Raw genomic sequence first — 13,224 nt, 5'->3', positions numbered from 1 at the left:
GCGTCCGGCCGGCTGCCGAAGACCCCTGTCACAGCAGAGCTTTGAGCTTCTCCGCCAGCAGGTCCCAGCGCCACTTCTCCTCGACCCACTCCCGGCCCCGCTCCCCCATCCTGCGGCGCAGCTCGGCGTCGCCGAGCAGGGCGAGGACGCGCTCGGCGGTGTCCTCGGCGGAACCGCCCCGCACGACCCAGCCCGTCTCCCCGTCGAGCACGGCGTCCGGCGCCCCGCCCGAGTCCCCGGCCACGACCGGCAGCCCCGTCGCGGAGGCCTCCAGGTAGACGATCCCGAGCCCCTCGACGTCCAGGCCGCCCCGCCGGGTCCGGCACGGCATCGCGAAGACGTCACCGGCGCCGTAGTGCGCGGGCAGCTCGGCCCAGGGCACCGGGCCGGTGAAGTGGACCGAGCCGGCCACGCCCGTGTCGTGGGCCAGCCTGCGCAGGTCCTTCTCGTACGGCCCGCCGCCGACGATCAGCAGCACGGTCTCCGGCTCGGCGGCCAGGATCCGCGGCAGGGCCCGGATCAGGGTGTCCTGCCCCTTGCGCCGCACCAGCCGGGACACGCACACCACGACGGGCCGGTCCGTCAGCCCGAGCCGCGCGCGCACCTCGTCGCCGCCCGACCCGGGATGGAAGGTCTTCTCGTCGACCCCCGGCGGCAGCTGCGCCATCCGCGAGGCCGCCTCGGGCGTCAGCGCCGTCGCGATCCGCGAGCGCGTGTACTCGCCGAGGTAGGTGATCGTGTCCGTCGCCTCCCCGATCCGCCCCAGCAGCTGCCGGGCCGCGGGCAGCTGGGCCCACCCCGCCTCATGGCCGTGGGTCGTGGCCACCAGCCGCTCGGCCCCCGCCTTCCGCAGCGCCGGCGCCATCAGGCCGAGCGGTGCCGCGGCCCCGAACCACACCGACGTGCAGCCGTGCTCGCGCAGCAGCCCGACCGCCCGCCGGGTCGCCCCGGGCGTCGGCAGCAGCATCGTCGTACGGTCCCGTACGACCGTGAAGGGCTGCTCTGCGTCGAAGGCGGCCGTGGCCTCGGCGCCCTCGTGGCCCCGCTTCCAGGTCGAGGCGTAGACGACGAGTCGCTCCGGGTCGAGCCGCAGCGCCATGTTGTGCAGGAACGCCTGGATACCGCCGGGGCGGGGCGGGAAATCGTTCGTCACGATCAGGGTCTTGTGCATCGCCGCCGACCTTACCGAAGGGCCCGTTCACAGCCGGGCCCGGCCACGTCTGTGGCCCGCACACAGCCGGAGGGGACATCATGTTCCATTCAAGGCGGGCACCGAACGGCAGGGGATTTCGTGGAGACGACGGGCACGCGGCGGTCCTCGGCGTGGCTTCTGGGCGTCTGGGGCCTGACCAGGGTCGTCCTGCTCCTCTTCGTGTTCAAGGTGTACGTCTTCCCCGGCCCCGACGTCACCAGCGACGTCTCGGTGATCTACCAGGGCTGGTACGACGTGCTGCGCACCGGCACCTTCCCGCTGGACGACGTCACCTGGCAGTACCCGCCCGCCGGCGCCCTCGCCATACTCTCCCCCGCGCTGGTCTTCTGGCTGGACTACCCGTCCGCGTTCTTCGTCCTGGCGTTCACCGCCGACCTGGCCGTCCTGCTGCTCCTGCTGAACGGGGGCCTGCGCCGGGGCCGCACCCTGCGCGGCGCCGCGGTGTGGGTGGCGGGCGTACCGCTGCTCGGACCGACCGTGTACGCGCGCTACGACGTCATGGTCACCGCCGTCGCCGTGGCCGCACTGCTCGCGGGCGCCCGTCATCCGCGGCTGATGGGGGCCCTGACGGCCTTCGGGGCGATGCTGAAGGTGTGGCCGGTGCTGCTGCTCCTCGCGGCCCGCAGCCGCGCCGCCTGGGCCTGGGCCGCGGTGACCGCCGGCGCCCTGGCGGCGGTGTTCGCGCTCGCCATGCCGGGCGCGTTCGCCTTCCTGACCTTCCAGCGCGACCGCGGCACCGAGGTGGAGTCGCTGGGCGCGCTGGTCTTCCATGTGGCCCGGCAGTACGGCTGGAGCGGCGAGGTGCTGCTGAACTACGGCTCGGTGGAGTTCCTCGGCCCGTACGTCGACGTCGTCAGCACGGCGGCCCTGGTGCTGAGCGGGCTTGCCTTCGCCTGGCTGCTGCTGTGGCGGCTGCGGGCGCGGCGGTTCGAGGCGCACACGGTCGCCGAGGCGGCCTTCGTGGCGGTGCTGATGTTCACGACGACGAGCCGGGTGATCAGCCCGCAGTACATGGTGTGGCTGGTCGGCCTTGCGGCCGTGTGCCTGTGCTTCCGGGAGAGCCGGATGCGGCTCCCGGTCGCGCTGGTCCTCGCGGCGTGCCTGGCCACGGTCCTGGAGTTCCCGGTCTGGTTCTCGCACGTGGTCGCCAGCGACGGCCTCGGCGTCACGCTCCTGTTCCTGCGCAACGGCCTGCTGGTGCTCGCCACCGTCCTCGCGGCCCGCGTGCTCTGGCGCTCGACGGTGATCCGCCCCGCCTCCGTCGCCGTACCGGCGCAGCCCACCCGCCCCAGGGAAACGTCTCTGCCCTCCTGAGCCCCGGCCCGCCGCCTCAGCCCAGCTGCGCCCGCAGATACTCGCCCCACTGGGCCGTGAAGTCCTCCAGCGAGGTCCCGAGCACGTCCTTCATCGCGCCCTCGACCGCGCCGGCCCGCCGCTCGTGGCCGCCCACGGCACGGTAGAACTCGGCGAGTCTGACCTCGCCCCAGCGGTCCGCGATCATCCGGCAGGCCATCCAGCCGCCCTCGTACGCCTGGGCCAGCTCGGTCGCGTCACCGGCGAACCCGAAGTCCGCGTCCAGCGGGAGGCTCCCGGGCACCCGGCCCTCGGCCACCGCGCGCCGCAGCTCGGGGGCCGCCTGGGACGGGGAACGGCCGCTGCCGAGGTAGCCGATCCAGTCCGCGTAGCCCTCGGAGAGCCACAGCGGAGTGGAGGGGGTGGTGTGGGTGCGGGTGGCCACGTGCGTGGTCTCGTGGGTGAGGACGACCTGCTTGCCGGTGTCGCCGAGGACGCCGTACGCGTCGGGGTTCAGGATGATCCGGTCGGCGGGGGCGCCGGCCGGGGCACCGGTCTCGCCGGTGGTGACCGCGGCGATCCCGCGGTAGGAGGACTCCGGCGCCCCGAGCAGCCCCGCCATGTCGGACAGCGACCCCGGGACGAGGACGACGACGTGCCGGGCCCACTCCGTGCCCCACGCCTGGGCGACCGCCGGCACCGCGTGGTCGGCCAGCCGCGCGTAGGACCGCAGCTGAGTCTCGGACTGCCCGACGCCCAGGACCAGGCTGTCCTGACCGCGTACGGCCGCGACCTCGCCCTGGTCCCACAGCTGCTCGGCGGAGCCCTTGGCGGGCTTGTCCGACCGGACGTACCAGTGGCCCCCGCTCAGGGCGAGGCGCAGGGTGCGGCCGGCCCGGACGGGAGCGCGGTCGTAGCCCCGGACGCGATAGCGGAGCTCGGCGTCGGCGACGGCGGTGTCGCCGGTGCGGCGCAGCCCGGTCAGGCGGTAGGACCAGTCGGCGAGGGGCATCGCGCGCAGATTGCCGAACCAGCCCCGTGCGCCGGTGCGCAGGTAGGCGGTCTCGTCACGGTCGAGGACGGCGGTGGCCCGCCGGTCCAGGAGGCTCTGCACCTCGGCGCGGGCACTGTCGGTGGCGGGCCGCCCGCCGCAGCCCACCAGCCCGATCAGCAGCAGGCAGACGGCGACGACGACTCGCGTTCCCGACGCCCGCCTTCGACCAGCCACTTCCCGATCGTACGGCGGCGGGGGCGCCGGGGTCAGACCCTGGTGACCGTCGCCCCGGGGATCATGCCCACCGGGTCGTAGCGCACGGGCGCGCCGGGGTAGGGCGCGTGGACCACCTGGCCGTTGCCCATGTACATCCCGACATGGCTGGCGTCGGAGCGGTAGGTGACGACGTCGCCGGGCCGGGCCTCGGAGAGCGGGACCTGCCGGCCGGCGTACCGCTGGCCCTGCGAGGTGCGCGGCAGGGAGACGCCGGCCTGGGCGTAGGACCACTGGATCAGGCCCGAGCAGTCGAAGCCGGAGGGTCCGTTGGCGCCCCAGATGTACGGCCGGCCCAGCGCGGACTGGGCGGCGGCTACGGCGGCCGCGGCGCGGCCCGAGGCGGGGCCGACGCCGCCGAGGTCGGGCAGGTCCAGCCGGCCGGATCGCGAGGCCCGGTCGTAGGCGGCGCGGTCGCTCGCCGTCAGGGTGTTGAGGAGTCTGCGGGCCTCGGCGAGCTTGCGCTCGACGGTCCGCTTGTGGCCGGCGACGGCCTTGCGGCTCTTCTCCAGCTCGACGAGCTTCCCGGTGGCCTCGGCGCGTTCCTGGGCGAGTTCGCGCATGGCGTCCTGGAGCTCTTTCAGCTCACCGGCCTGGTGGGCGGTGATGCGGGCGAGCGCGGCGGCCTTGTCGAGGTAGTCCTCGGGGTCGTCGGAGAGCAGCAGGGCGAGGGACGGGTCGAGGCCGCCGGAGCGGTACTGCGCGCCGGCCAGCGAACCGAGCACGTCCCGCTTGGAGTTGATGTGCTCCTGCTGCCGGGCGATGCGGTCCTGGGCCCGGCCCACCTGCTCGCGGAGCGCGTCGGCGCGCTCGTCGGCCTTGTTGTAGGCCTCGGTGGCCTTCTCGGCCTCCTCGTAGAGGCGGTCCACCTTGGCGCGGGTGTCGTCCTGTGGCGCGGCCGTGGCCGGAGTGACCCCTAGGGCCGCGGCGGCGGCCGACATGACGCAGAGCGCTGCGTTGGCGCCCCGGTCGAACCCGGGCGATGCAAGGCGACGATGGGACCCCACGGGAAGCCGCTCTCCTTCCGCTGGCGGACAGGACCGTTTCCCCGGCGTCGGGGAAACGCGGCAGACAGTAGCTCCGTGCGGGGGCGGCGACCAACGACCGTGGCGGGCACACAAAGTGACGCCCCGCCTCTGACGCAGGTCATCGGCGGGGCGTTGGGTCAGTCGGGGGTGCCGTAATTCGCTCGTTCGGGCGGCACTCTGTGTTGATCTTGCGGGCGTCGAGCCGGGATCAGATCCGGACGCCGAACTGGAACGGCATGTTGTTGATCGACTCGTAGCGCACGACCGTGCCGCTGCGCGGGGCGTGCAGGACCTGGCCGTTGCCGGCGTAGAAGCCGACGTGGTGCAGGTCGCCGTAGAAGATGACCAGGTCGCCGACCTTGAGGGCCGACTGACTGTAGATGCGGGTGCCGGCGTTCGCCTGGGCCTGCGAGGTGCGCGGGATGGAGACGCCGGCCTGGCCGTAGGCCCAGGAGGTCAGGCCCGAGCAGTCGTAGGAGGCGGTGCCGGTGGCGCCGTAGACGTACGGCTTGCCGAGCTGGCTCTGGGCGGCCTGGAACGCGGCCATGGCGCGGCCGGAGGCGGAGCCGGTGTTGCCGAGGTCGACGCGGTCGGCGGCGGAACGGCTGGCGCGCTGCTCCTCGGCGGCGATGGCGGCCTTCTCGGCGGCCGTCAGGGTGTTGAGAAGCTTCTGGGCCTCGGCGAGCTTGCCCTGAACCTGCTTCTTCTTCTTGCCCAGTTCGGTGCGGGTGGAGGCGAGGTCCTTGAGCTTCTCGGAGGCCTCGGCGCGCTGCTGTGCGAGCTCGCGCTGCTTCTCCTGGACCTTCTTCAGCTGCTCGACCTGCTGGGCGCTGAGCTGGTCGGCGGTGGACGCCTTGTCCAGATAGTCGTCGGGGTTCGACGACAGGAACAGCTGGAGGGAGGAGTCGATGCTGCCGGTGCGGTACTGGGCGGCGGCGGCCAGGCCCATGGAGTCGCGCAGCTCGTTCAGGTCTTCCTGACCGCGGGCCACGTTGTCCTGGATGGTGGAGATCTCCTTCTGGAGCTTCTCCTGCTTCTCCTTGGCCCCGTTGTACTTCTCGGTGGCCTGCTCGGCCTCCTCGTAGAGCTTGTCGACCTTGGCCTTGACCTCGTCCTTGCTCGGCTTCTCGCTGGGGGCCGCGTTGGCCGCCTGCGAACTTATGGCCACGGCAGCAGCCGCCGCGGTGGTGAGCACGGTCACGCGCGCTCGGCTCGGCTGCTTCGGTCGACGGTGGGACGCCACTGAGGTGAAACCCTTCTTGTGAGTGATCACCCGCTCGGAGGTTCGAGGCCAGACCCTAGTGACCCTCCTGTGATCAGATCAAATCCTCACAAGAAAAATCTCGTCACACACTGCATTCTTTACACACAACTCACATGGTGTGATGCGCGGTTGACACTACGTTGCGCGACGGTCCACCCAATTCGGGCATTGCCCCTGTACGTTGACCGATTCAGGACAGTCGCTTCAGAAGCACCGCAGAAGCCACCGGGCGTGCGCCGGCGCGCGCCACTCCGTCGGCGACCTCGCGGTCGGTGGAGGCGACGATGACCGGACGCCCCGGCGGCTCGGCGCGCACCAGCTGGCGGATCAGCTCGTCGGCGGTCACGCCCGGCTTGGAGAACAGCACCCGTACGCCGCGCGGCGGCGCGAGCAGCACCGGCGCGGCCAGCTCGGCCCCGTCGAAGACACAGGTCACCTCGGCGCCGGTCTGCGCGGCGAGCTGCGAGAGCTGGCCCAGCAGCCGCAGACGCTGCTTCTCCAGGGGCATCTGGGGATAGCCGGTCTTGGTGACGTTGTAGCCGTCGACCACCAAGTGGGCCTGCGGCAGGGCGAGAAGCTGGTCGAGGATCGCGGGGTCGTTCTCCGACAGCGCCCGCGCGGCGATGTCCTTCGGGGTCATTCGTCCCGGTTCAACCGCGTCCACGGTCTCGGCGGGGCGCACGGAGACCGGCGGCAACGCCAGTTCCCGGCGCAGCCCTTGGGTGGCGTCCAGCAGGGTGTCCAGAAGCAGCCGGACGCGCATGTCCTCGACACTGCGCCCCTCGCGTGCCGCTCTGCGCGTGCCCTCCAGGGCGGCCTCGGCCTCCCCGAGCCGCGCCTTGAGCCGGCGGGTCTCGCTCTCGGCCGCGGAGACCTGCGCCTGCCCCTCGGCGCGCACGGTCTCGATGTCGGTCTGCACCTTGCGCAGGGCGGCCTCACCGCGCTTGACGTCACTGAGGGCGGAGCGCAGCTTGCGGTGAAGTGATTCGGCTTCCTTCTTCGCCGCGTCCAGCTCGGTGCGCAGCCGCTCGGCCTCGTCCCGGGTGTGCTCCCGGGCGTGGGCGAGCTCCTCGCGCAGCCGGTCGAGCTCGGCGCGGGTCTCCTCGTCGGCGCGCTCGGCGTCGGCCCGCTGGGCCTCCTCACCGGCCGCCGTGACCAGCTTGACCCAGCCGGTGGGCCGCAGAACATAGGCCGCGGCCGCCACGTCGAGCGGGTCCGCGGCCGGAGGCGCCGAGCCTGAGTCGAGAGCGCCGGTGAGTTCCGGCTGGGCCTCTCTGAGCTTCTCGCCGATGCGCTGGCGGAACAGCGGATCGGTCTCCAGCGCGGCGGCCATCGCGTTGCCGGCGAACTTGGCCCGCCGGTTCGGCGCGAATCTGGCGTACTGGCGGAGCTGCGCGGGCAGTTCGCCCACGGTCAGCCCGCCGAAGCCGTCGGACACGATCTGGACGACCTTGCGCCGCACGCCGTCGGGCAGCGGACGGTCGAGCACCTCGGCGGCGCCGTCGCCCGGCCCCCCGCCTTGTGTCTCCACCATCCGTCACACCTCGATATCCGTGCGGGGCCGTCCCCGATCGTCAGGAGCCGGCGCCCGGCCTGTCCACGAGTTCCACCTTGTCCACCGCGTTGCACCAGCGGCAGCGCACCGACTCGATCGTCTCACTGAGCACCTCGCGCTCCTCGACCTTCGGCTCGCCGGCCAGATCGAGGTGCAGGTACTCCACGACCTTGGACGAACGCGTCACGTCGAAGCGGGTGAGGTTGCCACAGAGGGTGCAACGCCACCGCGTCGTGTCGGTCGGCAGGGGAACCGTCATCGTGACTGCGCTCTTTTCCTCTAGGCCTTCTATTGTCGGCCACGCGCCGGGCTGCGGTGCGTGTGGCTCGTAACCCTACGGCCTGGCGGGTACTCGTCGCCCGTCCGTCCACGGCGGCGAGGCGGTCTGTGCGACTGCGTCCGGTTACGTCATGCTCTGTAGCCATGATCGGCAACTGGAGCGTGGCGCATTTCCGGGCTCGGTTCGGCAGGGCCGCGGGACGGTCGGCCCTCGCGTCGCCGGCGCCGGTGACGTACGGGCTGATCACCCTGTGCTGTCTGCTCTTCCTGCTGAGCCCGGCGGCGGGGCTCAATCCGGCGTACGGCTCCGGCGAGGAGCTGATCGCCGCGCAGCGGGCCTATTTCCATCGCTGGGGCGTGGTGCCGGCGGAGCTGTTCGAGGGGGCACCCCGGGCCGTCCTCACTCCCGCGACGGCCCTGTTCGTGCACGGCAGCTGGGTGCACCTGCTCGGCAACATGCTCTTCCTCTACGTCTTCGGCGCGATGACCGAGGAGCGGATGGGCCGCGTCCAGTTCACGCTGTTCTACCTCGGCTGCGGCTATCTGGCCCTGCTGGGCTACGCCGCCGCCAACGACGACTCCACCCAGTCCCTGGTCGGCGCGTCCGGGGCGATCTCGGCCGTCCTCGGCGCGTTCCTCTTCCTCTTCCCCGGAGCGCGGGTGACAAGCCTGCTGCCGTTCCTGCTCTTCCTGCCGCTGCGCTTCCCGGCCTGGGTCGTGCTGCCCTTCTGGGCGGCCCTGCAGTGGGTGGCGGCCGGGCGGGCGGCGCAGGGGCCCGGGGTGGCGTATCTGGCGCACCTGGTCGGGTTCGGGCTGGGCTTCGGCTACGCGTGGGCCCGGTTCGGGCGGCCTACTAGAGTGAAAGCCGCCCCAGCTCCGGCCCCCGAGGGAGAGAACCAGCCGTGATCACCGCGATCGTCCTGATCAAGACCAGCGTGGACCGGATCCCCGAGATCGCGGAGCGGATCGCTTCGCTGGAGAACGTGACCGAGGTCTTCTCCGTCACCGGCACCTACGACCTGATCGCCATGGTCCGGGTGACGGAGCACGAGGAGCTCGCCGAGGTCATCCCGGGCCGGATCAGCAAGATCCCCGGCGTCGAGGGCACGGACACGCACGTGGCGTTCCGCACCTACTCCCAGCACGACATCGAGGCCGCGTTCGCCATCGGCCTGGACAGCTGACGCCCGGGGCCGCCGCTCAGGATGCCGCCGCTCAGGATGAGGAGTTCTTCATCCTGGGCTCATCCTGAACGCCGTGTGCCGTGGGCAGGATCGCCCGTATGGCCTTCTCGCACCGGATCGCGGCCCTCGCCGCCGTCGTGGCGATCCCGCTCGGCATCGCCGCGACCAGCTTCGCCCTCACCGACCAGCCGAAGTCGCCCGAGGTGCCGACCAGGGTGGAGCTGGACAGCGGCTCCCCCACGCCGACGCCCACCCGGCCCGCACCGGCGCCGACGCCGACGCCGAGCGACGAGGTCGTCTCCCGCCCACCGGTGACCGACAGCCCCGCGAGTGACGACGATGACGATGCCTCCGACGACGACCGCGACGACGGCTGAGCGCCTTGCCGGAAGAGCCGTGATCATCCGTCCGCGGGTTCGTTGTGGCTGGTCGCGCAGTTCCCCGCGCCCCTTTGGGGCGCGGCTGCACGGAACGGTGTTCTGTGGCGACACCCCCTAGCCCCGTACCCCGGCGGGTCTCCGCGCGGGTTCGGATTCTGTTGTGGCTGTTGCTCGTGATGGCCGTGGGGCTGGTGTCCGTGGCCACGACGACGCGATCGATCCTGCTGCGGGACGTCGATCACCGGGCGAACGGGCTGCTGGCCCAGGAGGCCGGGGAGTTCGCCAACTTCGAGGAGCGGGGCGTCGACCCCGAGACGGGCCGGCCGTTCACCGACCCGTCGCGGCTGCTGCGGGAGTTCCTGGTGCGGCAGTACGCCGACCCCGACGAGGAGCTGATCGGCCTGGTGGGGCGGGCGGGCGACACCCCGGCCCAGATCATCCAGCCGCGCGAGATCCCGGTGGCCGTGCCGCTGCACGAGGACGCCGCCGCCCGCCGCCGTATCTTCGACTCCCCCGACTCCACGGGCACGGTCGACCGGTCCTCCGGCGAGATCCGCTGGGCGAAGGTCGCCGTCGCGCGGGCGGGCGGCGAGACGGAGGCCGCGTTCGTCGTGGCGTTCCACCCGGGGCGCCAACAGGCCGCGGTGAACGAGGAGTTCCGCATCCTGCTGGCCATCTCCGGCGTCGCCCTGCTGCTGACGACCGGCATCGGCTGGGCGGTGGCGGGACGCATCCTCAAACCCGTACGGCTGGTGCGCACCGCGGCCGCGCAGCTCACCGAGCAGGACCTCACCCGCCGTATCCCCGTGCACGGGCACGACGACATCGCCGCGCTCGCGGAGACCTTCAACGCGATGCTCGACCGGCTGGAGCGCGCCTTCGCCGCCCAGCGCGAGTTCGTCGACGACGCGGGCCACGAACTGCGCACACCGATCACCATCGTGCGCGGCCACCTGGAGCTGATGGGCGACGACCCGGCCGAGCGCGAGGAGACGATACGGCTGGTCACCGACGAGCTGGACCGGATGAGCCGCATCGTGGAGGACCTCCTGCTGCTCGCCAAGGCCGAGCGCCCCGACTTCGTCGCCCCGGAGCCGGTGCAGCTCGCCGAGCTCACCGCCGACGTCTACGTCAAGGCCCGCACCCTCGGCGAGCGGGACTGGCAGCTCGCCGAGGTCGCCGACGTCGAGGCCGAGCTGGACGCCCAGCGGATCACCCAGGCGATGGTCCAGCTCGCCCAGAACGCCGTGCAGCACACCGCGCCCGGGCAGGCGGTGCGGATCGGCTCCCGTGCGGACGGGACCGCCATCGAGCTGTACGTCGCCGACTCCGGCTGCGGGGTGCAGCCGCAGGACGCGGACGTGATCTTCGAGCGGTTCCGGCGCGGCACGTCCCGGCGTGGCGCCCGCGGCTCCGGGGCCGGGCTCGGCCTGTCGATCGTCCGGGCCATCGCCGAGGCGCACGGCGGCCGGGTCCGGCTGCGCGCCACCGAGGGCGGCGGCGCCACCTTCGTACTGGCACTGGGAGAGGGACACACGTGAACCGGATCCTCATCGTCGAGGACGAGGAGCGCATCGCCTCCTTCGTCGAGAAGGGACTGCGCTCGAACGGCTTCACCACGACCGTCGTCGGTGACGGCGAGGCGGCGTACGAGTACGCCGTCACGGGCGCCTTCGACCTGGTGGTCCTCGACATCGGCCTGCCCGGCCGGGACGGCTTCACGGTGCTGCGCGAGATGCGCGAGGCCCGGGTGACGGTCCCGGTGATCGTGCTGACGGCGCGGGACTCCGTACGGGACACGGTGGCCGGTCTTGAGGGCGGCGCCGACGACTGGATGACCAAGCCGTTCCGCTTCGAGGAGCTCCTCGCCCGGGTCCGGCTGCGACTGCGTACGGCGGCCAGGGCGCCCGAGGTGACGGTGCTGCGGTCCGGCCCGCTCACCCTGGACCTGCGCACCCGGCGGGCCCGGTCCGGGGAGCGGACGGTCGATCTGACGGCCCGTGAGTTCGTGCTCCTGGAACTGTTCCTGAGGCACCCGGGGCAGGTACTGTCCCGCGAGCAGATCCTGTCGCACGTGTGGGGCTACGACTTCGACCCCGGTTCCAACATCGTGGACGTGTACGTGCGGGCGCTGCGCAAGAAACTCGGCGCCGAACGGGTCGAGACGGTCCGCGGCGTGGGGTACCGGCTGCCCGCGTGAAGTCCCCTTCATGTACCGCTCATCGAGGGCTCACGGCTCAGGTGAACCCTCGATGACGTGACCCTGAACCTCCGTCCGCTCGCGGCCCTGTGTGTGGCGCTCTCGCTGTGCGCGCTGCTCGCGGTGCCCGGCAACTTCGCGGGTCTCGGCGCCGACGCCCGCCTCACCCTCGCCGTGTTCGCGCTGGCGACCAGCGCCTGGATCGCGACGCCGGTCGACGACACGTACATCGCGCTGGGCGCCGGGCTGGCGCTCACGGTGACCGGCGTGATCAGCAGCGACACGCTCTTCGGCACCCTCGGCGACTCCACGGTGTGGCTGCTGATCTGCGCCTTCGTGCTGGCGGCCGCGGTGACCCGGACGGGGCTCGCGGGCCGGGCGGCGGCGTTCCTGGTCGGTGGGGCCCGCACGGTGCGGCAACTGGTGCATCTGACCACGGCCGCGCTGGTCGTCACGGCGTTCGCGGTGCCGGCCACCTCGGGGCGGGCGGCGCTCGCGCTGCCGGTGTTCCTCGCGCTCGCCAAGGCATTGGCCGACCGGCGGCGACTGGTCGTGATGCTGGCGCTGCTGTTCCCGACCGTGATCCTGCTGTCGGCGGTGGCGACCCTGATCGGGGCCGGCGCGCATCTGATCACCGTGTCGGTGCTGTGGCAGGCCACGGGTGACCGGATCGGCTTCACCGAGTGGCTGCTGCTGGGGCTGCCGCTCGCCGTGGCCTCCTCGCACCTGGCCGCCGAGGCCGTACTCCTGACCACCACCCGTCGCGCGGACCGCGAGGGCGCCGTGCGCATCACGGCCGAGCAGATCCAGGAGCACAGCGACGACCCGGTCACGGGGCCCTGGTCGCAGGCCGAGAAGCGGTGTGCGCTGCTGCTCGGCACGGTCGTGGTGCTGTGGTGCAGCGAGCCGTTGCACCGGGTGCCGCCCGCGGTGGTGGCGCTGATCGGCGCGGTGGTGGCGGCCTCGCCCGCGCTGGGGACGGTGCATCTCAAGGACGCGCTGAAGACGGTTCCGTGGGCGCTGCTGCTGTTCATGGCGGCGACGATGGCGATGGGTGTGGCGCTCGCCGACTCCGGGGCGGCTGGGTGGCTGGTCGGCGGGCTCCCGTCGGGCGTCAGCCCGCTGCTGTTCCTGGTCGTCGTGGTGGTGATCAGTACGGCGGCCCATCTGGTCCTGCAGTCCCGGTCGGCCCGGTCCTCGGTACTGGTGCCGTTGGTGGTCGCGGCGGCGGTGGGGGCCGGGGTGAATCCGGTCGCGGCGGCGCTCGCGTCCACCGCGGCGGCGGGGTTCTGCCATACGCTGCCGGCTTCGGCGAAGCCGGTGACGCTCTTCTCCGACCTTCCGGGGACGCCGACCTACACCCCGCGTGACCTGTTGCGGCTGGCTGCGGTGCTGGCTCCGTCGACCGCCGCGGTCGTTCTGTTGTTCGCCGTTGTGGTGTGGCCGGTGCTCGGTGTGCCGGTGACGCGATGACGGTGCCGCGTGTGTGTCGTCTTTCGGCTGCTGCGCCGTTGTGGCTGGTCGCGCAGTTCCCCGCGCCCCTTGGGGGCGTTGCCCCTCA

General features: G+C 72.4%; 13 protein-coding genes. 7 read left to right on the top strand and 6 right to left on the bottom strand.

The genetic code is table 11. The annotated features are described in order from the left end of the window. Positions 1 to 28: 28 nt before the first annotated feature. Positions 29 to 1,171, bottom strand: a complete 1,143-nt coding sequence (locus CP983_RS31680; RefSeq protein WP_150503383.1) for a glycosyltransferase family 4 protein — start codon at positions 1,169 to 1,171, stop codon at positions 29 to 31. A 120-nt stretch (positions 1,172 to 1,291) separates the two neighbouring features. On the opposite strand from CP983_RS31680, the gene CP983_RS31675 reads away from it, so the two are divergent. Then, a complete protein-coding gene (locus CP983_RS31675) occupies positions 1,292 to 2,527 on the top strand; it encodes a glycosyltransferase 87 family protein (RefSeq protein ID WP_107907013.1) in 1,236 nt (411 codons plus the stop codon). A gap of 16 nt (positions 2,528 to 2,543) precedes the next feature. Here the strand turns inward: CP983_RS31675 and CP983_RS31670 are convergent, their stop codons facing one another. The 5 genes from CP983_RS31670 to CP983_RS31650 form a co-directional block, all read right to left on the bottom strand. Next, on the bottom strand, positions 2,544 to 3,734 hold the full coding sequence (locus tag CP983_RS31670) for a hypothetical protein (RefSeq protein WP_107907012.1): 1,191 nt from the start codon (positions 3,732 to 3,734) through the stop codon (positions 2,544 to 2,546). Between the two features lie 32 nt (positions 3,735 to 3,766). Next, the gene (locus CP983_RS31665; protein ID WP_150503381.1) at positions 3,767 to 4,780 is read right to left on the bottom strand and encodes a C40 family peptidase; all 1,014 of its coding nucleotides are present in this window, start codon (positions 4,778 to 4,780) and stop codon (positions 3,767 to 3,769) included. A 229-nt stretch (positions 4,781 to 5,009) separates the two neighbouring features. Then, positions 5,010 to 6,044 carry a C40 family peptidase gene (locus tag CP983_RS31660; RefSeq protein WP_150503379.1) on the bottom strand — a complete coding sequence of 345 codons (1,035 nt, stop codon included), beginning with the start codon at positions 6,042 to 6,044 and terminating at the stop codon, positions 5,010 to 5,012. A 211-nt stretch (positions 6,045 to 6,255) separates the two neighbouring features. Then, positions 6,256 to 7,599: an NYN domain-containing protein gene (locus CP983_RS31655; protein WP_125529425.1), complete on the bottom strand. Its 1,344-nt coding sequence runs from the start codon at positions 7,597 to 7,599 to the stop codon at positions 6,256 to 6,258. A gap of 40 nt (positions 7,600 to 7,639) precedes the next feature. Then, entirely contained in the window at positions 7,640 to 7,879 is a 240-nt protein-coding gene (locus tag CP983_RS31650; protein ID WP_030953300.1) for a hypothetical protein, read from the bottom strand. Positions 7,880 to 8,043: 164 nt separating this feature from the next. Here CP983_RS31650 and CP983_RS31645 point away from each other — a divergent pair, with 164 nt between their 5' ends. From CP983_RS31645 to CP983_RS31620, 6 genes are all read left to right on the top strand, one after another. After that, positions 8,044 to 8,805 carry a rhomboid family intramembrane serine protease gene (locus CP983_RS31645; RefSeq protein ID WP_107907009.1) on the top strand — a complete coding sequence of 254 codons (762 nt, stop codon included), beginning with the start codon at positions 8,044 to 8,046 and terminating at the stop codon, positions 8,803 to 8,805. Continuing rightward, positions 8,802 to 9,083: an Lrp/AsnC family transcriptional regulator gene (locus tag CP983_RS31640; protein WP_030953305.1), complete on the top strand. Its 282-nt coding sequence runs from the start codon at positions 8,802 to 8,804 to the stop codon at positions 9,081 to 9,083. The genes CP983_RS31645 and CP983_RS31640 overlap by 4 nt, the downstream gene beginning before the upstream one ends. Before the next feature lie 98 nt (positions 9,084 to 9,181). After that, positions 9,182 to 9,460, top strand: coding sequence for a small secreted hydrophilic protein (locus tag CP983_RS31635; RefSeq protein ID WP_150503377.1), 279 nt, complete (start codon positions 9,182 to 9,184; stop codon positions 9,458 to 9,460). A 179-nt stretch (positions 9,461 to 9,639) separates the two neighbouring features. Then, positions 9,640 to 11,004, top strand: a complete 1,365-nt coding sequence (locus CP983_RS31630) for a sensor histidine kinase (RefSeq protein ID WP_150503375.1) — start codon at positions 9,640 to 9,642, stop codon at positions 11,002 to 11,004. After that, the gene (locus tag CP983_RS31625) at positions 11,001 to 11,663 is read left to right on the top strand and encodes a response regulator transcription factor (protein ID WP_030963086.1); all 663 of its coding nucleotides are present in this window, start codon (positions 11,001 to 11,003) and stop codon (positions 11,661 to 11,663) included. Before CP983_RS31630 ends, CP983_RS31625 begins: the two co-directional genes overlap by 4 nt. A gap of 57 nt (positions 11,664 to 11,720) precedes the next feature. Then, positions 11,721 to 13,136: an SLC13 family permease gene (locus CP983_RS31620; RefSeq protein ID WP_167537793.1), complete on the top strand. Its 1,416-nt coding sequence runs from the start codon at positions 11,721 to 11,723 to the stop codon at positions 13,134 to 13,136. Positions 13,137 to 13,224: the final 88 nt, after the last annotated feature.

Source organism: Streptomyces chartreusis, from assembly GCF_008704715.1.
Lineage (GTDB): Bacteria > Actinomycetota > Actinomycetes > Streptomycetales > Streptomycetaceae > Streptomyces > Streptomyces chartreusis.
Note: the sequence above shows the minus strand (reverse complement) of the source record. Positions and strands in the feature narration are given on the sequence as shown.